The 20,378-nt window shown below is 39.5% G+C and carries 19 protein-coding genes; 3 read left to right on the plus strand and 16 right to left on the minus strand.

Annotated elements, in window-relative coordinates; all coding sequences use genetic code 11:
* Nucleotides 1-75: 75 nt before the first annotated feature.
* From AC2TDL_RS01930 to AC2TDL_RS01945, 4 genes are all read right to left on the minus strand, one after another.
* Complete coding sequence (locus AC2TDL_RS01930; RefSeq protein ID WP_484698396.1) at nt 76-1,806, minus strand: methyl-accepting chemotaxis protein; 1,731 nt, start codon at nt 1,804-1,806, stop codon at nt 76-78.
* Between the two features lie 356 nt (nt 1,807-2,162).
* Nucleotides 2,163-3,968: a carbohydrate-binding domain-containing protein gene (locus AC2TDL_RS01935; protein WP_484698397.1), complete on the minus strand. Its 1,806-nt coding sequence runs from the start codon at nt 3,966-3,968 to the stop codon at nt 2,163-2,165.
* Nucleotides 3,969-4,170: 202 nt separating this feature from the next.
* The gene (murI, locus tag AC2TDL_RS01940) at nt 4,171-4,950 is read right to left on the minus strand and encodes a glutamate racemase (RefSeq protein WP_484698398.1); all 780 of its coding nucleotides are present in this window, start codon (nt 4,948-4,950) and stop codon (nt 4,171-4,173) included.
* A gap of 93 nt (nt 4,951-5,043) precedes the next feature.
* The gene (locus tag AC2TDL_RS01945; RefSeq protein ID WP_484698399.1) at nt 5,044-6,018 is read right to left on the minus strand and encodes a 2-hydroxyacid dehydrogenase; all 975 of its coding nucleotides are present in this window, start codon (nt 6,016-6,018) and stop codon (nt 5,044-5,046) included.
* Nucleotides 6,019-6,313: 295 nt separating this feature from the next.
* Between AC2TDL_RS01945 and AC2TDL_RS01950 the strand changes: the two genes are divergently transcribed.
* Both AC2TDL_RS01950 and infC read left to right on the plus strand, forming a co-directional pair.
* Nucleotides 6,314-7,009 (plus strand): Crp/Fnr family transcriptional regulator, encoded by a 696-nt coding sequence (locus tag AC2TDL_RS01950; protein WP_484698401.1) that lies wholly within the window; start codon nt 6,314-6,316, stop codon nt 7,007-7,009.
* Nucleotides 7,010-7,033: 24 nt separating this feature from the next.
* Nucleotides 7,034-7,507 (plus strand): translation initiation factor IF-3, encoded by a 474-nt coding sequence (infC, locus tag AC2TDL_RS01955; protein ID WP_484698402.1) that lies wholly within the window; start codon nt 7,034-7,036, stop codon nt 7,505-7,507.
* 144 nt (nt 7,508-7,651) lie between these two features.
* Here the strand turns inward: infC and nrdR are convergent, their stop codons facing one another.
* On the minus strand, nt 7,652-8,134 hold the full coding sequence (gene nrdR, locus AC2TDL_RS01960; RefSeq protein ID WP_484698404.1) for a transcriptional regulator NrdR: 483 nt from the start codon (nt 8,132-8,134) through the stop codon (nt 7,652-7,654).
* Nucleotides 8,135-8,329: 195 nt separating this feature from the next.
* Between nrdR and AC2TDL_RS01965 the strand changes: the two genes are divergently transcribed.
* A complete protein-coding gene (locus AC2TDL_RS01965; protein ID WP_484698406.1) occupies nt 8,330-8,548 on the plus strand; it encodes an alpha/beta-type small acid-soluble spore protein in 219 nt (72 codons plus the stop codon).
* A gap of 145 nt (nt 8,549-8,693) precedes the next feature.
* Here the strand turns inward: AC2TDL_RS01965 and AC2TDL_RS01970 are convergent, their stop codons facing one another.
* From AC2TDL_RS01970 to AC2TDL_RS02020, 11 genes are all read right to left on the minus strand, one after another.
* Nucleotides 8,694-9,278, minus strand: coding sequence for a lytic transglycosylase domain-containing protein (locus AC2TDL_RS01970; RefSeq protein ID WP_484698407.1), 585 nt, complete (start codon nt 9,276-9,278; stop codon nt 8,694-8,696).
* On the minus strand, nt 9,275-9,871 hold the full coding sequence (gene coaE, locus AC2TDL_RS01975; RefSeq protein ID WP_484698408.1) for a dephospho-CoA kinase: 597 nt from the start codon (nt 9,869-9,871) through the stop codon (nt 9,275-9,277). Before coaE ends, AC2TDL_RS01970 begins: the two co-directional genes overlap by 4 nt.
* 13 nt (nt 9,872-9,884) lie before the next feature.
* Complete coding sequence (locus AC2TDL_RS01980) at nt 9,885-10,601, minus strand: MntP/YtaF family protein (RefSeq protein ID WP_484698409.1); 717 nt, start codon at nt 10,599-10,601, stop codon at nt 9,885-9,887.
* 97 nt (nt 10,602-10,698) lie between these two features.
* The gene (gene mutM / locus AC2TDL_RS01985) at nt 10,699-11,529 is read right to left on the minus strand and encodes a DNA-formamidopyrimidine glycosylase (RefSeq protein WP_484698410.1); all 831 of its coding nucleotides are present in this window, start codon (nt 11,527-11,529) and stop codon (nt 10,699-10,701) included.
* A 36-nt stretch (nt 11,530-11,565) separates the two neighbouring features.
* Entirely contained in the window at nt 11,566-14,241 is a 2,676-nt protein-coding gene (gene polA, locus AC2TDL_RS01990; protein WP_484698412.1) for a DNA polymerase I, read from the minus strand.
* Between the two features lie 271 nt (nt 14,242-14,512).
* The gene (phoU, locus tag AC2TDL_RS01995) at nt 14,513-15,172 is read right to left on the minus strand and encodes a phosphate signaling complex protein PhoU (protein WP_484700994.1); all 660 of its coding nucleotides are present in this window, start codon (nt 15,170-15,172) and stop codon (nt 14,513-14,515) included.
* 37 nt (nt 15,173-15,209) lie between these two features.
* Nucleotides 15,210-15,965 (minus strand): phosphate ABC transporter ATP-binding protein PstB, encoded by a 756-nt coding sequence (pstB, locus tag AC2TDL_RS02000; protein WP_484698413.1) that lies wholly within the window; start codon nt 15,963-15,965, stop codon nt 15,210-15,212.
* A gap of 26 nt (nt 15,966-15,991) precedes the next feature.
* Complete coding sequence (gene pstA, locus AC2TDL_RS02005) at nt 15,992-16,867, minus strand: phosphate ABC transporter permease PstA (protein WP_484698414.1); 876 nt, start codon at nt 16,865-16,867, stop codon at nt 15,992-15,994.
* A gap of 3 nt (nt 16,868-16,870) precedes the next feature.
* Nucleotides 16,871-17,734, minus strand: coding sequence for a phosphate ABC transporter permease subunit PstC (pstC, locus tag AC2TDL_RS02010; protein WP_484700996.1), 864 nt, complete (start codon nt 17,732-17,734; stop codon nt 16,871-16,873).
* Nucleotides 17,735-17,958: 224 nt separating this feature from the next.
* Nucleotides 17,959-18,987 (minus strand): PstS family phosphate ABC transporter substrate-binding protein, encoded by a 1,029-nt coding sequence (locus tag AC2TDL_RS02015; protein ID WP_484698415.1) that lies wholly within the window; start codon nt 18,985-18,987, stop codon nt 17,959-17,961.
* Between the two features lie 148 nt (nt 18,988-19,135).
* The gene (locus AC2TDL_RS02020) at nt 19,136-20,227 is read right to left on the minus strand and encodes a methyl-accepting chemotaxis protein (protein WP_484698416.1); all 1,092 of its coding nucleotides are present in this window, start codon (nt 20,225-20,227) and stop codon (nt 19,136-19,138) included.
* Nucleotides 20,228-20,378 lie beyond the last annotated feature (151 nt).

A 20,378-nucleotide genomic window follows, 5' to 3' on the forward strand; every position in this document is an offset into this window, starting at 1 on the left:
AGCCCCCTATAATAATTATTAAGCTTCTCACTTTAGCTTCAATAACATAATAGAGGAAGAGCTTCTTTCTGTACACTATCTATGCGAAAAAATACTGTCGTATAAGGAATCCAAAGCAGAGACAATCGTTTGTGAGTGATTTTCGATTTCTTCCAATTGTTCTAATGCAGCTTTTCGATCGTTATTTTCAATACAGCGAGCAACTGCTTGCAACTTTTTATGAACTTCACGATGCGGAGCGTCAATACTTTGGAATGTTTCATTTTGATTCAATCTACCATTTGCTCGCATTCGATTGTACCATTCTCCAAGACGACAAGACTCTACATCTCCTGCTTCCTTAGCATCTAGCGCATGATAGCCTAAAATGCTGTTATATGCCCACCAGCCCCATAACAAATGATCTGTTTTTAAAATGCGTATCATATGGTCATCAGAAATTCTGCCCATAAAACGAATGGTATCATTGCGCAATTCATTGACCTTATAGCTAACATCATAAATTTTTTGCCCCGTTTTTGTTGCATTATCTCTAATGATTCCGATATGCTTCAGTAATTGTCCGGTTCCGCTAGCAATATCATCTGTGGCAGCAGTTTGCTGCTCAATAATCGCAGCAATATTGGATGTTCTGTCGCCCATATCCTCTATTCCAGTAATAATTGCTTTAAGATGATTTATTGCGGTGTTAGTCTTTTCACCTTCGTCTAACATATTTTGCTCCATCGTTAAAGTCATCTTATCAACTAGATTGGACGTTTCTAGTATTTCAGTAATCATCCCTTTAATTTGCTCAACAGATTGACTTGTTTGATTAGACAACTTGCGCACCTCATTAGCTACAACCGCAAACCCTCTGCCTTCATCACCTGCTCTAGCAGCTTCAATAGCTGCATTAAGAGCCAGCAGATTGGTTTGCTCTGCTATTTCATTAATAAATGAAACAACATCTGTCATTTTTGAAACTGCACTATTTAGACCAACAAATTGCTTTCTAATCTCGCGCATTTCCTCTACAAGCTGGCTAATTCCGCTTAAAGCTTCCCCAATGCTTGTCTCACTTTGGCGTGCTGAACTCACCATATCTTCACTATTTTCAGCAACCGTTAATGCATGCTTAGCAATTTCTTGAATAGAAGCTGCAAGTTGCTCAGCTGAAGAACTTATATTTGTTGCTGCATCAATTGAATGATCCACAGAATCTAACAGCTCACTTACTTCATCAATCTCAATTAAAGCCTCAATAATTTCTGAATTTGTGTTAATAAATTTAAACTCATGGGCTTCCTGATAAGCTTCAAGGGCAATTTGCGAATCTAGCAACATTAGCTTTTGTAAACTAATAAGCGTTGCTGTAGCCTTGTTGCCACCTAGCTTTTGTATAATTGCAGGAATTAATAGCTCATAAATACGAATAAACGAAGCGATAAACCAATCTGATGTTAATTGTATTTTGGAATGAACCTTGCCTATTCTTTTACGATTTTCGATATATTGCGCATTCGGTTCAAAACTGCCAATTGATTTAATATAGTTACCATAGGTTTTAATAAACTTTTCTTCATAGCTGTATTTTTCTAGGATAGCTTTTGTCTCTGGTAATTGACATATTGCCTCATAATGTCTACGGGCTATTAGTAGTGCATTCTCTTCTATTATCGAGGATATTGAGTGGATTCTATCGATGTCTTCTTTGTGTAATTGAATAAAGAACATTTTTTTCTCAAGCTCTGTTTCAATATTCATGTTAAGCCTTTGAAAATCAGTGACTAAAGAACGTTTTTGTCCTTTTATAAATTGAAGCATGCAATCCCTCCCTTTATATATCTATATTCGAGCAAAAAGCAAACTTCTACAAAAAATGTCATAGTTCACATATAATAAAAAACGTCGGCAAATATTGGATTAACATAAAAGGCGAATTTTCACACAATGTTAAAATTTTGTGAACTTTATTTATAAATAAACTATTATATGTAAAATACTAAATTCTATATTTAGAATTACGATGAAAAATGATTGATTTCATATACAAAGAGAATAGAAAGAACTTACATAATTACATTTTATCACAGTAAATGGATTAGTGTACAAATTATCAAAAAAAGCTTACGATAATCATTATTGATAAACGACTATCATAAGCTCGTTTAACTATTAATCTATGGACCAAATCGGCTTTTTCTTGTTGTTAAACCATTTTCATCAATATAGCTAACTATCTCCTTTAGCGTGAAACTTACGATTTCTGTACCTAGCTGGGATGGTGTCATTTCGCCTAACCCTAATCCTTCAACAAGCTCCGATTGCCCGCCGCTTAATAGCGTATAGTTTTTTCCAACCTTTAGTTTAGGAGAACTTATGACAACTGTCTGATATGTTTTTTTCGGACTAAACGCTATTAGCACATCATTCTCATTATTTACAAGTTGAATGAATGTCCCTGCCTCCTGCGTTTCAGGATAGTACATTAACATTGAGGCTTGCGTTGATTGTTCAGCAGATGGTGCCATCGCCATACCGCTACTGCCTACAGCAACTAAGGTGCCGCCTGTCATCGTAAAGCTTCCATCATAATCAAGTGCTCCGTTGCCGTTTCCTTCTGGTCCATTAACAACAACGATACCGCCGCTCATCTCGATATAGCCGTTAGAATCAAGACCATCCCCGTTTGCATTGACGCTAATTTGCCCGCCTGTAATGGTTAGCTTAGCGTTTTCATCTGCTCCGAACCTTGCACCGCCTCGACCAGCAAATGCTGAGCCATCGTTCCCTCCGGCAACATTTACCCCATCATCTGCAGAAGTAATATCGATCACTCCGCCGTTAATATTAATTTCAGTACTTTCCAGTCCTTCATATGAATTTGCAATAGTAATTGTGCCATCACTAATCGTTAAAACATTATCGGCATGGATACCGTCATCACCACTAAAAATTTGAAATATGCCGCCATAAATTTCAACAGTACCATCACTATGCAGAGCATCATCAAAAGCATTTAGCTCGAAATTACCGCCTTTAATTGCCATTGCTCCCGCCGATTTTATCGCTTTCGCGCTGTTGCCGTCACTGGCTGAAGCTTCTTGACCACCGCCGCTTATAATGTTGTAGCTGCCATTTATAATTGACAAATCTCCAATCGAGTCCATTCCGTCTGAACCTGAATGAATGACAAATTGACCATCCTCAATATAGATGCTGCCAAGCTTGTCCTCATTATCGTTAGTAGATTTCAAGCCATCTCCGCCAACATTTAGGTTATAGCTGCCTTGCTTAACCGCTAATAAATCTCTGCCGATTATTCCATCATCGACTGAATTTATTTCATATTGTCCGTCAGCAAGCAGCAATATATCTTTACCGACTATTGCATCATTATAATTGGCATTGACGATTAGCTTGCCTTGTCCATTTATCGTTAAATCAGACTTACTATATAAAGTTCCTGAAGGTTCATCATTTCCGTTTGCAAACTTGTAGTTATTCCCATCCGATAATGTATTCGTCGTGCCAGTTGCAAGTGTAATAATTGCTTTTCCTGCATCCTCAACATAAATAGCAGCCCCATCTTCATTATGAATAGAAGCACTATTTAATATAAGTCTTACCTCTCCTTTATTTTCAAGATTTACAGTAACACTACCATCGTTTAACTGTCCACTTAGCACATAAGTACCTGGTAAGGCGACCGTTACATCTGTCCCATCAATAAATACACCATTTTTTGCAGTCGTAGTAACTTTATTTTCATTAAATTGAATACTCTCTGCCGTATCTTCATTCCATTGATTATCTATATCTGTCCTCGTGAATTTTACTTGCCCTTGCACACTGTCATCTGTTTGCAGCTCCTTGCTTGAATTTCCAGGCAAGCTGCTTTGCTCTGTTGACTGACTGCATCCTCCAGCAATAAGCATAAGCGTGAGCAATGAAGCTCCCAGCCATTGAATTCCGTCTAGCTTCATCAATATCACCTCTCATCTCTTATCTTCACTTATACAGAGTATAAAATAAGTAAATTAAATACAGCTTAAATTTTACTGAAACATAAAAATGCATAAAAATACCCCAAAAGTTAGGCTTCTTTATACGAAATTCCAATTGATCAAACTTACAAATTGGAAAAGAAGCTCAGACTAACTGTTGGGGTGCTTTGACAGTTATATGTTAAAGATTACGTTCCTGTAAATATAATAGTGCGTTCTTCATTTTCTCATTGTAAGCAGCGTCTTCAGCAGTATTATAAAAGGTAACGTTTCCTGATCCTTTTCCTCTAGCTAGTCCATAACGATGGAGCTGTGCTGCTAGTCTACGCACTGTACCTACGCTGCCATCCACTATTCCAATATGCTCTGGCAAAATGCTTTGTAAGAGAGGTTTAAAAAATGGATAGTGTGTGCAACCAAGCACAATCATTCCATATTGCTCTAAAGGGTACGGCTCTAGCTTACTGAGAAAATAATCTTTTACTTCCTCATCATCAAATCTCATCGCTTCACAGAAAGGGACAAGCCTCTCCATAGGCAAAGAATCAACAATTCGATTGTCATCAACTCTCGACACTAAGGCATAGTATTTAGGCATCGATAGCGTTAATGGCGTAGCAAATACTAATACTCTTAGACCAGTCGAAGCATTCATTTCCACTGCTGGTTTCACCGCAGGCTCCATTCCAATAATAGGGATAGAAGGATACATTGCTCTTAGCGTCTCAACAGCGATGCTAGTTGCTGTGTTACAAGCGATAACAAGTGCATCAATATCATGATTCATCATTTCACTAACGGTTGCAATAACGAAATCTTCAACCTCTTGCTTACTTTTCGTTCCGTAAGGAACATGTAATGTATCTGCTACATAATAATAATCTTCAGTCGGTATTCTGCGAATCGCTTCGCTTAACACGGTCAAACCGCCCATACCCGAATCAAAGATGCCTATTGTCATCGTAATCTTACCCTCTTACTTTATAACATACCTTGCTTTAAATAATACCATGTTTATGTAATACCATGTAGATGCAATGATATAATTCACTTCTTATTGTTTTAACTCAGGGACAATATAAATCTCCCCTGTTCCAAGTAAACCATTAACCAAATTGCGAACAGCGAGATTTGCCATCTCATTGCGCGTTGCTTCTGTAGCTGAACCAATATGAGGGGTCATTACAACCTGATCCAACTTCATAAACGGATGATCTGGCGGGAGTGGTTCCTCCAAAAAAACATCCAAACCTGCACCAGCAATTGTATTGTTCCTTAAAGCATCAATCAATGCTTGCTCATCAATCGTTGCCCCGCGAGATGCATTAATAAATATAGCATGTCGCTGCATCAGTGAAAACTGCTTCTCTCCAATTAGTCCTTTAGTAGCAGAAGTTAACGGAGTTAATAACACTACAAAATCAGAGGTAGAAAGCAACTGTTCCAGATTTTCATATTTGATTCCCATGCTTTGCTCAAGCTCTAGCTTAGGGCTGCGAGAATAATAGGCTACTTCCATATCAAAGCCGTAACGTGCTCTTTTTGCCACTGCTTCACCAATTCGTCCCATACCGATAATACCAAGCTTGCGATGATGTACATCAAGACCAAACAACTTTCTCCCCTCGTTGCCACGCCAATTGCCATTACGAATATATCGATCAAGCTCGGCAATTCGTCGTGCACAGCTAAGCATTAAGCCAAAAATTAGATCGGCTACTGTATCATCAAGCACATAAGGAGTATGTGTGCCAATGATATTGCGAGCTTTCATCGCATCAATATCGTAATGATTGTAGCCTACGCTCATCGAGCTAATAACTCTTAGCTTTGGCGCTGCCGCAAGTAGCTGATCATTTACCTTCATTGAACCACTAGTCAAATAACCTTCCACCTCTGACAAATAGGCTAGCAAAGCTTCTTCGTTTCTTGCTTCATCAGGTCTCCAAGTCGTTATTTGGCAATGCTCCTCTAAATAACGATATGCTTCATCTGGTAATCGTCGATCTACAAATACAAGCGGCTTCATCCCAACACTCCTTTTTGTATCATCAAATTAATAATAGCTCTTACTTTGACAGAATACAACGAAAAGAGCTTTTTCGCTGCCTCCCAACAGCGAAAAAGCTCTTTTCTAGTACAATTTTATTTAATTGATTGATAAACGAGTCTAGAATCGTTATCATAAAATTAAGATTTATCCATACCTCCTTTACACTTAAGATCTATTCCCTTCTCCCAGAACTAGCATAACAAGTGTATATTTGTATTTCTGTAACAAGGATTACAAAAAAATATAAATTATTTTAAAGCGAGGAATTAACTTGAATACAATTGATATGAACAAGTTAAGAGTTTCCATCCCCTTTTTTAAAGATATTGATGAGTCATTGCTCAATCAGCTTGTACCATATATGCGAGAAGAATCTTTTAAAAAGGGTACGATTATTTTCCATGAAGGTGACGAAGGTGATCAGATCTTTTTTATTAAAACAGGTATGGTTAGTATTTATACGTCAAATAAATCAAAACGTATTACGCTTACCTATCTAACTAAAGGAGAATATTTCGGAGAAATGGCGTTAATGCGGCCAGGTCTAACTCGCTCAGCTACTGCTGAAACATTAACGGCTGTAAAAGTGTATTCATTGCATCGTTCTGATTTTCAACAACTAGTTGAAAAAGATCGCAACTTACCATTTTTGTTGCTTAATTATACGATGGAGCGTTTACGTAAAGCAAATATGCAAATTTACGACCTAACATTTCTAAATGTACAGAATCGGATTATACGTCGCTTGCTGGATCTAGCAAAGGAGGTTGGTCGCCAGCGCGAGGATGGCAGCCACATTATTCCGATGAAAATAACCCATCAGCAGCTTGCTGATACAGTAGGAGCTGCTCGCGAAACTGTATCTAAAATGATTATTGAATTACAAGATAAGGAACTTATTCATCTTAATAATAAGCGATTAGCAATCCTTAAGCCGCAGAAACTAATTGAATTATTAAAAGACTAATTGACGCTTATAAAGGAGCAATAAATGGCACGATTAATGAATGAAAAAATAAAAGCATCTGAGGTGCAATTGCTTGACCCTAATGGCAATCCACTAGGTGAACTGCCTACTTCCAAAGCATTGCAGCTTGCGAAAGAACAACAAGCTGATCTCGTTTGTATAGATATTATGCAAAGTCCCCCTCTATGTCAGCTAATTGCTCGCGGTAAAGCTAATTCTATACTTAAACAAGAAAATGGAGCACCGAAAAAAAGTAAAGAAATAAGATTAACGCCTAACATCGAGCAACATGATTATGAGACAAAACTAAGACAATGTGAAAAGCTGTTATCAAGCGGGCATCCTGTAGATCTTGTAATCAAGCTAAGCGGCAAACAAGGTCCAGTCGCTAAAGAACTGTTACAAGAATTAATTAATGACTTAAAACCATTAGGTAAACCAGCTACTGGCATCCAGCTTAGCGGCAAGCAAGCTGCAGTAACCATATTGCCGCTATAAAAACAAAAGGAAGTAGGCAAGAACAGACAGGCACTTTGCATAGTAACGAAACAAAACTTGCGTACCAGTTTCTGTGTTGCTTACTTCCTTTATTTATAGAAAATAAAACCATTGCTCAGCGAACATTTCAGCTTGTCCACTGCTTTATTTTTCCTCTAGATTACGTGCATTTGTTGAATTTGAAAGCAGCATATTAAGCTCCTTCATAAACATATCAATGTCTTTGAACTGACGATATACTGAAGCAAAGCGCACATAAGCTACTTCATCAACTGGGTAAAGTTGATTCATTACAAGTGCTCCAATTTCACTGCTTTCCACCTCAGCCAAAGCTGTTGTACGTAACTCTTTCTCGACCTCAGAAACGATAACTTCAAGGCGTTCAACTGGAACTGGTCGTTTTTCGCAGGCACGAATTAAACCGCGTAATATTTTGTCACGGCTAAATTCCTCCCTGCTTCCATCTTTTTTAATGACGATAAGGGGTGTTTCCTCTATCATTTCAAATGTCGTAAAGCGGCGATTGCAGCTCTCACATTCACGACGTCGGCGAATCGATTTATTTTCATTGGCTGGCCGTGAATCAAGCACCTTAGTTCCAGCGTAATCACAGTAAGGACATTTCATCTTTTATTCCCCTCCTTTTACACACCATCATTTTATAGTTTCTGCTAAGACAACATCCCCAAAAGCTTTAAAACATTGTTTTAACCTTTCCCTATTGCACGTTTATGGTCAACATTCTATTGGTATACGTTTCCTGTATTAAGATAACAAAGAACGCACATAATACTTTTACCAACCGCAAGGAGGTGAAAACTAATGTCACAAAACAACAACAATAGCAACAATCTTCTTGTCCCTCAAGCTATTGCAGCTCTTGATCGTATGAAATTTGAAGTTGCACAAGAGCTTGGTATTGCGATTCCACAAGATGGCTACTATGGTAATGTAACTACCAGAGAAACTGGTTATATTGGTGGATACATCACTCGTCGTCTAGTTCAAATCGCTGAGCAATCTTTAGCTGGTCAACGTTAATGGATAACTATAATACAATAAACAATGGGACTGTTCTTCAATTGAAGGGCAGTCTCGTTGTAAATATTATAATATTGCATATTTCTGCAGTCTAGCCAATTATTCTACAGTTTAGCCAAAATTAATATACATAGCCTTATAGCGATTAGAGATCAGGATATAATTCCTTATATTTGTTATAATAGTAGATAACTTTTTGAACATAATTTCTCGTTTCCCCAAAAGGAATTTGATCTGCTGTTTCATATAATCCATCCCAAGTGTGTTCAGATAACCATTTTGCTACATTTCCCGGACCTGCATTGTAGGCAGCAATGGAAAGTACAATATCGCCTTCATACCGGTTTAGCAAATGTGCTAAATACCAAGTACCAAGCTCAATATTCAGCTCAGGATTCATCTTTAACTCCTCGTTTGAAGCAATATTCATATCAGTGCGTTCAATGATCCATTCTGCTGTAGTTGGCATTAACTGCATTAAACCAACCGCTCCTTTAGGAGATTCACTGCTTGGTTTAAAATTAGATTCTACCCGTATAATTGCTGCAATCAAATGAGGGTCAACTTTGTACTTTTCTGACTTATTAACAATTAGCCCTCTATATTTAATTGGATATAATCGCTCACTTACCCAAGTCGATTGTATGAATATAAATGCAATAATAATGATGAAAGTAAACAACAAGAGCCTTCTGCGCAAAATCTTATTTTTATTTCGTTTCTTTCTCATAACGTACGCAGCCTCTGTATTAAATCAATAACTTGCTGCTCAGTATGCTCTAACGAAGAACTATTATCAATGACCCAATCCGCTAATTTTCGTTTTTCTTCTATATCCATTTGCAGCTTTACTCTTGCTGTAGCCTCCGCTTCACTTAAACCATTACGCTTCATTAATCGTTCAATTTGCACTTCTTCTGGGACATAAACTACAGCTATACCTTCGTACAGATGAGCTTGTCCAGTTTCATACAATAAAGGAATATCCGCTACAATAAGGGCGTCAGGCTGCTGCTGCTTGTATATTTGAAAATACTGCTGCATTTTTTCACGGATCGCAGGATGAGTGATCTGTTCCAATTGCTTGAGCTTTTCTGCATCAGCAAACACAACCGCTCCTAATGCTTGTCTATTTAAACTGCCATCAGCATGCAGCATATGCTCTCCAAATTGATTTACAATTTGTAGTAGAGCAGGTTGACCTGGCTCTACTACTTCACGAGCAACCTGATCCGCATCAACAAGCAACGCGCCATGCTTTACAAATAAGGCGCTAACTGTACTTTTTCCGCTTGCAATCCCGCCTGTCAATCCGATCAGCATTGCACTTCACCTCTTAAAAAAATTTACTTATTCCTAATATAATTAATAAAATTCCGGGTAATCCACTTATATAATGAATGATTGGCAAATGACTTAGCTTTCGCCCGAGCACTGTTCCGCCAATTAAAAACAATGCGCTGCAGAGTGCAATAATCATCGGTGTTGTAATGGCGTGCAGCCCGAGCAACGCTGCCGCTATTCCCGCTCCAAAAGCATCTAGTGACAAAGCAATGCCTAACATAAATGCTTCTGATGCAGAAATTGTGCCAGAATCATCAAAATCTGCCGTTTGCGGTTTACGTAAAATTTGAATAACAATGCCAAGTCGCTTCAGTTCAAAAGTAATAACATTCGCTGTTTTCTGTGCTCCCTGAATGTCTTGCTCAGTAACAGTTTTATATTCTTTAGTGTTTACTTCTTTAGCAAGTCCATTCCTTTTTTCGCTGTCCTCTTGCATCCCCTGATAAAATTGATATATCGCCCATAGCCCAATACCAATTAATATTAAAGCACCAATCCGATTGGCTGCTGTTACCGATAAATGTGTAGACAGCCAACTTCCTGCTTGCATAGATACACCAATTACGATTCCAGAACAAATAGCAATAATAACGATGGAAAGCAGCGGGATTTTTATTTTCCGCAAACCATACGTAATTCCAACACCAAAGCTATCTAAACTAACAGCTACCGCAAGTGCCACTACAGAAGCTAAATGAGCCAGCAACATATTCCTCTCCTTCCCGCACCTCTAAGATCCGCTGTAGACGAATACCCACAGGCGTAACCTATCATATGCGATGCTGAGAAGAAGGGTGATTCTTATATTATTTCATTTTTTGGCAACGAGGACAAATATGGGTGCCTCTGCCTCCTAATACAAACTTAATTATAGTTGTACCGCATCTTGAGCAAGGCTCATTTTCACGACCGTAAGCCAGCAGTTGCTGCTGAAACATCCCCATTTCACCTTGCCCGTTAACATAAGATTTAATCGATGAGCCGCCAGCTTCAACAGCCGAAGTGAGCGTTTTTACAATCGCTTCATGTAGCCTTGTCCATTCACTTTTACTAAGTGATGACGGACTGCGCTCGGGATGAATGCGGGCAGCAAATAACGCCTCATCTACATAAATATTACCGAGCCCAACAATTAATTCCTGATTAAGTAATAATGGCTTAATTTTAGATGAGCGGTGCTGCAGCTTTTCACGCAGCACCTTAACTGTAAACTGCTCTGAAAGCGGCTCTATACCAAGCTTTTTTAACGGAAGCTCGTATAAATCCTCGCCTTCCTTAAACAAATGCATCGTGCCAAATTGTCTAACATCTTTATATCTTAATTGAGTGCCATCGGTAAATGTAAACACTACATGGGTATGCTTTTCCATTTCCTCATGCTGCTCATAAACACCGTAACGGCCTTCCATGCGTAAATGAGAGACAAGCACTAAGCCATCAAGCAAAAAACGGATAAATTTGCCGCGACGAGTTATATCTAGTATCGTATGTCCAGCAAGTGCGTCACAAAATTGCTCAATATCAGCAGGCCGTTGAATAATTCTTGGCAGAAAAACTTGCACCTGCTTAATTTTTTTCCCCTTAACCAGCTCTCTAAGCGTTCTTGTTACCGTTTCTACCTCTGGTAATTCTGGCAATGCCTCTCACCTCTACCCCATTTGCTTTCTACTATTTTATTTTGCTTCATACCAAGTATCGCCATAGCTTACATCAGCAACAAGCGGAACGTCAAGTTTAATTGCTTCTGCCATTACCTTCGGAACAAGCTCCTTCATCAATTCAAGCTCATCCTCTGGTACCTCAAACACTAATTCGTCATGCACTTGCAGCAGCATACGGCTTCTAAGCTTGCGCTGTTTAAGCTCTGCATTCATACGCACCATAGCAAGCTTAATAATATCTGCTGCTGAACCTTGAATCGGTGTATTCATGGCAATCCGTTCAGCAAAAGAGCGAATATTAAAATTAGAAGAATGAATGTCAGGCACATAACGACGACGGTCTAATAATGTGACAACATAACCTTTTTCCTTTGCTTCTTTAATAATATTGTCCATATAGGTGCGCACACCTTGGAACACATTAAAGTATTGTTCAATAAAGCGAGCTGCTTCTTTGCGCGTAATGCCAAGGTTTTGGGACAGTCCAAAATCACTTATGCCATACACAATTCCGAAATTAACAGCTTTTGCCGAACGACGCATATTGCTATCCACTTGATCTGCACTTACACCAAACACATCCATCGCCGTTTTGGTATGAATATCGTGGTTATGAATAAACGCCTCTTTCAAGCGCTCATCCCCAGAAATATGGGCAAGCACTCTTAACTCGATTTGCGAATAATCGGCAGATAAAATCTTCCAGCCCTGCTCAGAAGGAATAAATGACTTACGTATTTTACGTCCTTCCTCCAAACGAATTGGGATATTTTGCAGGTTAGGGAACTGTGAGCTTAAACGCCCTGTTGCTGCAATCGTTTGGCGATAATAGGTATGAATATGTCCCGTATTTTCACGAACCTCTTTTAATAATCCTTCAATGTACGTTGATTGCAGCTTAGCAAGCTGACGATAATCTAAAATTAGCGGGACAATTGGATGATATGGAGCTAATTCCTCTAGCACCTCAGCGTCAGTAGAATAACCTGTTTTTGTTTTCTTTCTAGCAGGCAAGCCAAGCTTCTCAAATAGCACCTCGCCAAGCTGCTTCGGTGAATTGATTTTAAACTCCGTACCAGCAAGCTCATAAATTTGGGAAGTAATGCTCGCTAATTTCTGTTCAATTTCCTCACCTTGACGTTGGAGCTCTTCACGCTCGACTTTTATGCCCTGCTGCTCCATCGCCGCAAGGATACGGGAAAGCGGACCTTCGAGATCATAATAGAGAGAGTCCATTGAGTTATCTTTCAATTGCTCATTCAGCTTAGGCACAAGCTGCTGCACAATGCTTGCCTTGACAGCCAAATGCTGGAATAGTTTATCTTGCTCAGGAAGCTTGAACTTTGCTCCTTTTCCGTAAACCTCATCATCTGCTTGCAAGCCATACAATCCATTACGTTCTGCAATCGTATGCAATAGTTGGTTGCCATCCGTTGGATCTAGCAGGTAAGCTGCAAGCTGCACATCAAAATGAGCTCCGCCAAGCTTAATGCCATGCCAATGCAGCGCTAGTTCTGCTTTATGTAAATCGTAGCCGTACTTTGCAGCGTCTTCATTAGCAAGCCACTGTTTAACTGGATCCATTGTCTCGCTGAATAACAGCTCATGGGAAAAGACAAACACATCATTACCGAATGCTAAAGCAATCCCTTCTATAGAAGCATGATGTGGATTTTCGCCAATTGCTTCAATGTACAAACCATGTGTTTCAGGTTTAGATGCAAGCACATTGATTAACTGAGCAATATGCGGCGATTGCTCATCTAACTGATATATATTAAGCGCATCGAGCGCTTGTTTTGCTTCATCTGCAGTTGAGCCGCTGGCTGCACCTACGTTAAGCCGCTCAAGCAATGACTTAAATTCAAGCTTTGCAAGCTGTTCAGCCAGCTTAGCAGAATCGTAGCCATTGTAGCTAAATTCATCCTCTGTCAGCTCAATTGGCACTTCACGGAAAATGGTAGCAAGTTGCTTACTCATTAAAGCAGACTCTTTATGATTTGTTAAATTTTCTTTAAGCTTACCTTTTTGAGCATCGAGATTAGCCAGCACCTCTTCAACAGTTGGGAACTGATGAAGCAGCTTTAATGCAGTCTTTTCACCGACCCCCGGTACACCAGGAATATTGTCCGACGTATCCCCCATCAATCCTTTAAGATCAATAATCTGCTCTGGCTTTAAGCCGTATTTCTCTTGAATTGTATCCGGGGAGTAAAGCTCGACCTCGCTAACACCTTTACGCGTAACCGCAATTGTGACGTTGGAGGAGGCAAGCTGAAGCATATCTTTATCTCCAGAAATGACTAGCGTCTCAATTCCTTCCTTATCTGCTTTCGCACTTAGCGTACCAATAATATCATCTGCCTCGTAGCCCGCAATTTCGTATTGGGCAATACCGAAGGCAGTAAGCAGCTCTTTTAGCAACGGAAACTGCTGCGATAGCTCTGGCGGTGTCTTTTGTCGACCCGCTTTATATTCTTCAAATTGCTCGTGACGAAAATTCGTTTTTCCTGCATCAAAGGCAACCAATATATGTGTAGGCTTATGTTCTTCTAGCAGCTTCAACAGCATTGTTGTAAATCCATAAATCGCATTCGTCTGCATGCCCGAAGAATTTGTAAGAGGAGGCATAGCGAAAAACGCACGATATGTAATACTATTTCCATCAATTAACATCCATTTTTTCATTAGAAGCTGCACCTCATTCTATTAACTTATCGCTTCATTATTTTTCATCTATACTATGATACCACAAAAAGGACCTTCCCTAATCATATTGTGAAGGGAAAGTCCTATATAATTGTTGATATATTTTATAGCAAAACGGTTACAGCTCCCCAAAAATGGGTTCTGGGAGAATGCAAGTGTAGAGAATTGGAATGATGATAACGGAGGGCATAGAAGGTACATTTGCGAGGAACATCAATACAGAATAAAACTCGTATGCTTGAACAAGGTGCTAAGCATTCAAATCAGGTCGCTTACCAGTTACGAGATAGACGACACTTTCGCCGATATTCGTAGCGTGATCTCCAATGCGTTCAATATAACGCCCGACAAGGCTTAATGTTTGCGCCTGGGCAATATCGCTAGGGTTTTCTATCATTAGGATTAAAAGCTCACGTGTCATTTGTGAATATAATTCATCGATCTGATCATCGTCTTTGGCCATTTTATAGGCAAGGTCGACATTTTCATGTAAGAAGGCTTGCAGCGCTTCATAGGTCATATTGCGAATAATTTCTCCCATAAGTGGAATATCAATTAACGGCTTAATAAGCGGCTCGCCGTGCAGCTTAATAGCCGCTTTCGCGATGTCTACTGCCAAATCCCCCATCCGCTCTAAATCACTTGAAATCCGAAATGCGGCGATTATTCGCCGTAAATCTTTGGCAACTGGCTGCTGGGTTACAATTAGCTTTGAGCCAAGATCTAATATTTTTTCTTCCATCTCATTGACGTGGAAATCATCTGCAATTACTTTTTTCGCTAGCTCTGAATTATTGCTTTTTAATGCTTGAATGGCTTCATCCACTGCATTTTCAACAAGCTCACCCATTGTAACGATCCATTGATTTAGCTGTTCCAAACCTTGATCAAAATCTTTGCGCACGATCATCATTTGTCTCCTCCTAATTATTTATCTCGTAGCTTCCTTAACCAAACCGACCGCTAATATAATCTTCGGTTCGTTTATCACTAGGATTGGAAAACAGCTGCTCTGTTTCATCGAATTCGATTACTTCTCCGTTTAAGAAAAATACGGTTTGATTCGAAACGCGTGCTGCTTGATGCATATTGTGAGTAACCATTACAATCGTATAGCGTTCGCGCAGCTCCTGAACAAGCTCCTCAATTTTTAACGTTGAAATAGGATCTAAGGCTGATGTAGCCTCATCCATAAGCAAAATATCTGGATTAACCGCAAGCGCACGAGCAATACATAATCGCTGTTGCTGTCCGCCAGATAAGGAAAATGCTGAACGTTTCAGATGATCCTTTACCTCATCCCATAATGCCGCTGACTTAAGACTGCTTTCCACAATTTCATCTAGCCTCTGCTTATTTGTAATACCATGCAAGCGCGGGCCATAGGCAATATTGTCATAAATGGATTTAGGAAATGGATTGGGCTGTTGAAACACCATTCCGACCTTTTTCCGTAAAGTTTCAACATCAACCTCCTGCGAATAAATATTGACATTGCTAATAAGCAGCTCCCCTTCAATTCTAGTTCCTGCAATCATATCATTCATTCGATTTAACGTGCGCAGCAATGTTGATTTACCGCAGCCTGATGGTCCGATAAAGGCGGTCACCGCTTTTTCAGGTATCGTTAAATTGATATTTTTCAAGGCGTGAAACTGCGAATAGTAAAGATTTAAGCCTTTAGCTTCAATAATAGTAGTCATGTACTTTCCTCCATTTGTTGATCAGCCTACAAGTTTTTTTGATATTTGTTACGAATAATTACCGCAGAAATATTTAATATAATTAAAACTGCTAGCAAAATAATAATTGCGCTTGCTCCTAAATCCTTAAATTCTACGGAAGGTCGTGAGATCCAATTATAAATTTGAATTGGCATTGCAGTAAAAGCATCGCTTAAGCTCTTAGGTAAAAATGCGACATACGTTGCCGCTCCGACAATAATCAATGGAGCAGTCTCACCAATCGCTCGGGAAACTGCTAAAATCATGCCTGTCAAAATTCCTGGCATCGCTGAAGGCAACACTGCACGTGACACCGTTTGCCATTTCGTAGCGCCCAAAGCAAATGAGGCATCACGTCTTGCTTGCGGGACTGCGCGAATGGCTTCCTGTGCAGCAACAATAATAATAGGTAAAACTAATAGTGTCATCGTCAAAGCTCCAGATATTAAGCTTTTTTGCAAGCTAAGCATGCGAACAAATAACGCGAGACCTAAAATTCCATAGACGATAGAAGGCACTCCCGCTAAGGTGCTAATGTTTAACTGAATAAGACGGGTGAATCTATTTTTTGCTGCATATTCCTCTAAGTAAATCGCTGCTCCAACCCCTAAAACAAACGAAAGTGGGATTAAAATAAGCATAATGTATAATGAGCCGATTAATCCTGACTTCATCCCAGCATTTTCCGCTTTGCGCGAAGGAAAGTTTGTAAAAAGCTCAGGTGATAAATGTGACCAGCCATCAATCATAATATCGATAAGCAGCACAGCTAAGGCAACAATGCCAAAAGATGTGGCAAGCAAAAAGAAGAGATGCAACCATTTATCTTTCATTCTGCGATAAGCGATCTGCTGACGATTGCTATCTTGAAAAACACTCATTTGCTAGTACCCCTCTCTGAAGCGTCTCGAAATATATTGCGCAAGCAAATTCAATAGAAACGTAAACAGAAACAATGTCATGCCAACGGCAAAGATCGAGCCGTACTCAATGCTTCCATGCGCTACATCACCGAGACTAACCTGTACAATATAGGCAGTCATCGTTTGAATGCTCTCTAATGGATTAAAGGTTAATGCAGGGGTAGAGCCTGCTGCAAGCGTAACGATCATCGTTTCACCTAGCGCTCGAGAAAATGCTAGTACTGCTGAGGATACAATTCCCGAGAATGCGGCAGGAACAACGATTTTAAGTGCTACCTCAAAACGTGTCGCCCCTAAAGCAAAAGCTCCATCTCTTAAAGTTCGCGGAACAGCTCTCATCGCATCCTCACTAAGCGAGCAGATCATCGGGATAATCATAATGCCCACTGCAATTCCAGCGCTTAATGCGTTATAGACGCCTGCGCTAGGAAAAATAAATTGAATCATAGGAGTAATTATGCTAATTGCAAAATATCCATACACAATAGTAGGAACTCCAGCAAGTACTTCTAAAACTGGCTTAACCATTCGCCGCAGCTTATCTGGTGCATATTCAGAAAGATATATTGCACTTGCTAAACCAATTGGCAGCGCTATTGCAAGAGCGATTAATGTAACTAAAAACGTACCCGTTAACAATGGCAATATGCCAAATTGCTTTGGCTCAATTAAGGCGGACCATTTTGTTCCGAATAAAAAATCAACAAGCGGGACGGATTTAAAAAAGTTTACCGTCTCAGATAACAATGTAAAAACAATGCCTATTGTCGTAAAAATCGAGACGATAGCACACATAAATAAAAAAACTGGCATAATTCTATTCATGACGCTGATACGATTATTTTTAAATGGATTATCTTGAACGATTGGTACTTTTTCTACAATGTTTATTGAATCTATCTTACTGGACATAAGATCCCCCCTGACTGCATAGAATGCTTTGAAATAAGACAGCTATCTATTAATCTTCGACAAATTATATTTGTGCAAATTATATAAGAACAAATTATATTAGGGACTGATTATACAGCCCCTGCCTGCTAATGTCTTTATTTTTGCAAAGCTTCGATTTTAGCTAATTGCTCGTCATAATTTTCAGACGGCATACCTACATATCCAACATCTCCTGCTAGCTGAGCAGCATGCTCGATATAAAATTTAACGAAAGCAGCAACCTCTGGACGAGCCATTTCTGCGTTATTCACATATATATATAATTCTCGGGAAAGCGGCTTATACGAGCCGTCGTTAATCGTGTCATAGCTTGGAGTAACTGGACCGTCTCCTCCATCAATAGGAACAACTTTCAGCAAGTCTTTATTTTCTTCATAATAAGCGTAGCCAAAGTACCCAATACCGTTAGCTGTACCTGCCACTCCAGTAACAAGAGCATTGTCGTCCTCAGAGAATGTTACCCCTTCTGTTTTCATGCTGACGTCAGCCAATACTACTTCAGCAAAGTAATCATACGTGCCTGAATCTGCACCTGGGCTAAAAATGACAATTGGCTCATTTGGCCATTCTGAACGAATATCAGACCAGTTCGCTGCTCCGCCTTCTACGGAAAAGATCTTTGTAAGCTCCTCAACAGTTAAATAGTCAATAAAATCATTTTGCTGACTAACTACAACAGAAAGTCCATCATATGCAATCGGAATTTGTGTATATTCAATTCCTGCTGCTTTAGCTGCATCCGCCTCAGTATCCTTCATTGGACGAGAGGCGTTTGCAATTGGAATTTCACCTACTGTAAATTGCTTCATTCCGCCGCCTGTTCCACTTACTCCTATCGGTACACGCACATCGCTGTGCACTTTATTAAATTCCTCTGCAACAGCCTCTGTTATCGGAAAAACTGTGGATGAGCCGTCGATTTTAATTTCACCGCTTAGCTTTACTTCTTGTTCAGATGAAGCATTTGCATTGTTTGTCGGTGCTTCGGCTATCGTGTTACTGTTTGCTTGCTGGTTATTGCTTTCCCCATTTTTACTTGAATTGCTGCAAGCGCCTGCAGTTAATAAAATTACAGCCAAAGCAAACGTCGCGAACCCCTTTACTGTCTTGCTTTTCATCATCATATCCACTCCTCCAATTTCTTTCTCTTTAGAACTATGAATAACTGTTGTCTGTTACATGTTTAATAGTAATTTTAGATTGTTAATCTCGTATTTCTTCTATGTAAATTCGTCGTAAAAAGAAATGAAGTTTTTAAACGTTTTGTTTACATTACTTTTGCAAATTTAATAGTTTAGTTAACTCATTCATCGTTTGCAGAGCCTGCTTATTGGCTATTGATGCCTGATTATCAATTAGCTTAAGCTCGGCATTATTTTCTGCAATCATATTAAACAGCTCTTGAAAAATTGCTTCTGCGTTAGCGATAAGTTCATCTCCTTGCTTCACTAACTTTGCTCCTTCTTCACATTGCTGCTTGCTTTCCTCAATAGCATTCACAATTAAGGCTATTGCCTCCTTAATTTGCTCAGCATATTGTTTTGTTTCATTTGCTAAACTCATCATCTCTGTTGCGACCACACTAAAGGTTCGTCCATCACTGCCAGCTCGTGCTGCTTCAATTGTTGCATTTAAGGCTAATAAATGACTTTGCTCGCTTATTCCTTGCACTAACTTTGTAACTTTCCCGATCATGGCGGCACTATGCTGTAGCTGCTCCATTTGCTGCTGTTGCTTGATCGCATTTGAGCTAATAAATGAGATCGCCTGTGTTAGTCTGCTAAGCATCGTTTTTCCCTCTAACGTCATATCGACCATTTGCTTAAATTTTTGCTCACTGCCGTGTACGACAAGCTGTACCCGCTCCACTTCATGAACGATCTGCTGAATGCTTTGCTGTGAGGACGTAATTAGCAATAGCTGTTGCTGTCTAAGCTTTTTTTGTAAAACCGTCGATAGCTCAAGCAGACTGGACATAGTTAGAACACCTTTTACCACTTTTTCGTCACAAACGATTACACATTCATATTGGCTTGCCCCTGTTCGGTCCAATGCTTGCCGAACAATTTGTTGGACATCCATTTTCAAATCGATCAGTAGCGGATTAGGGTTCATTAGCTTTGTTATTGGACGATGACTGAATAAATCGCGAATTAACGGCACGCTTAGCTTTACAAACAGCTCATTGCGCATAATAAGTCCAACCGCTTGATGCCGCTCATCAACGACAACTAAACATTCAAACTCTGGCTCATTTTGAAACATTGTCAGAGCTTCCTCACAATTGGTAGATTTATGTATAAGCGGGACCTCAATCATTGCTTGCTGAAGCAATTGCCCATTGTCATTGTCTACTACGAACATCGTATGTCGCCCCTCTATCTCTTTTTGAGCTAACTATAGAGAAGGAGAGTTAACTTATTTACTTAAATTTGTAAACTCAAGATTAAATATTTAAAAATTTGAAGTTGCTTATCCTAGAAGTAGCTTTATAATGAAAAAGAAAGCGATAACA

This window comes from Paenibacillus sp. plas6 (assembly GCF_057221655.1).